General features: G+C 51.2%; 1 protein-coding gene. It reads right to left on the reverse strand.

Translation table 11 applies throughout. From position 1 onward, the window contains the following. On the reverse strand, positions 1–1,869 hold a 1,869-nt coding region (locus KCG35_RS24990), incomplete at both ends, for a hypothetical protein (protein ID WP_444972215.1).

The following is a 1,869-nucleotide window of genomic DNA, read 5'->3' on the forward strand; positions in this document are numbered from 1 at the left end:
GCCTAACCATACATAATGGCGGTCTAACAGCTTGCGAGTGCTGGAGTAGCTGGCTTCCGTTAATAACTGGCCCGCCAGGTCATACTGGTACACTGCATAGTAAGACTGTCCACCTGAAATCTGCTCTTTAACAACCCGTTCACCAATGGCGTTGTAGGTGTATTTAGCACGAAGCTCACCATTGACGGTCATGCTGCTTAAGCGACCACGGGCATCATAGGTGGCATTGGCACCACGACTCGATAGGGTATTGCCCATGGCATCCAGGCTGATGGTTTCGTTATCGAGCGTGTTGAGGCGGTTGCTGTTGTCGTGATAGCTCAGGACTTGTTTCTTGGTTTGGCTGTTGCCAGACGCATCGGCTTTGGTGGTCCAGGTACGCTGGGTACGGTTGCCCACTTCATCAAACTGATAGGTCTTCTGCCCAAAGTAACCACTTTCCAACGCTAAGCGATCTAGCGCATCGTATTCAAAGGCTTGGTTTAGGCTGGCTTGTAGACCATCGTCGATGCTGAGGATGTTACCCACGGCATCATAGCCATAACTCAGGCTTTGAATGCCTTGCACGCTTTGGCTGGTGAGCTGGAAATCCTGGTCATACTGACGGTTCAGCGTTAAGCCATTGCCCCAGGTTAGGCTTTGAATTGGGCCAAAGGGTAAGTAGCCGATGTTTTGGGCGACACTGATGGCATCATTACTACCACTGTGGCGGTAATCAATGCCTGTCACTTGGCCTAAGTTATTGCGGGTATAGTTAACTTTGGCATCGTTCGGATAGGTGATCCCTGTGATGTTGCCTGAGCTGTCATACTGGTACTGGATGCTGTAGACCACTTCCTGGCCTGCGATATACATACCGCGTACGACACTGGCCAGATTGCCTTTGGCATTGTAGTAATAGCCAATGAGTCCCGCTTGGTCTTTGACACTGGTGAGACGACCAATCCCAGCGTTGCCATCGGCTGTTTCATCATACTGGTAGGTGACATTCAGCTTGGGCTGGCTGGGATACGTCCTTGCCGTTAAGCGGTTTAAGGCATCGTAGCGGTATTGGGTGACTTCACCTCGGGCATCGGTTTTCTGGGTGATATTGCCAGCACTGTCATACTGGTAAGTGGTGACGCCGCTATCAGCACTGATGCGTTTGACCAACTCATCAAAGCCGTTGTATTCGTATTGCGTCACCGCGCCATTCGGTGCGCTGACTTTCGATAGATTTCCCTGGGCGTCATAGTCCAGCTTGGTGACTTGATTCAGCGCATCCGTTGAGCTGACTAAGCGATTTAACGCATCAAATGCGTAGTTAGAACCATGGTTGTTGGCATCCACGGCACCTGTCGTATTGCTGTTGACGTCATACGACACTTTGCTGGTTTGACCGGCCGCACCGACAGCGCGAATGAGTCGGCCCAGTTCGTCAAACACCTGGCTTTGGGTTTGGACTAATTCGCCGGTAGCTGACTTCAATACCTGCTGAGTGCGGTTACCCATGGCATCCAAGGTGTATTCAATACGCTCACCTTGGCTGTTGCTGATGGCGGTTAAATAACCAGCATTATTGTATTCGTAGTTTAAACTGGCCCCACTGGGTAAGGTGATTTGGGTGACCTGGCCATTAGCATCGTATTCATACTGTGTCGTTGCACCGTCTGTGCTGCTGGAGATTAACCAGCCCCGAACGTTGTATGCCAGCGCTGTCTCTACGCCATTGGCATCCACGACGCGTTGTGGGCTACCAAAGAGCGTAAAATCCTGTAATTGGGTGGTATGGCCTAAGGCGTTGGTGACGCTGGTTAAACGGCCACGGTCGTCGTAACTGAACTGAGTAATATCCTGGACATCAGTGCGTGGTCCATCAATTTGGGTGAC

It is taken from the genome of Zooshikella harenae (assembly GCF_018837975.1).
Lineage (GTDB): Bacteria > Pseudomonadota > Gammaproteobacteria > Pseudomonadales > Zooshikellaceae > Zooshikella > Zooshikella harenae.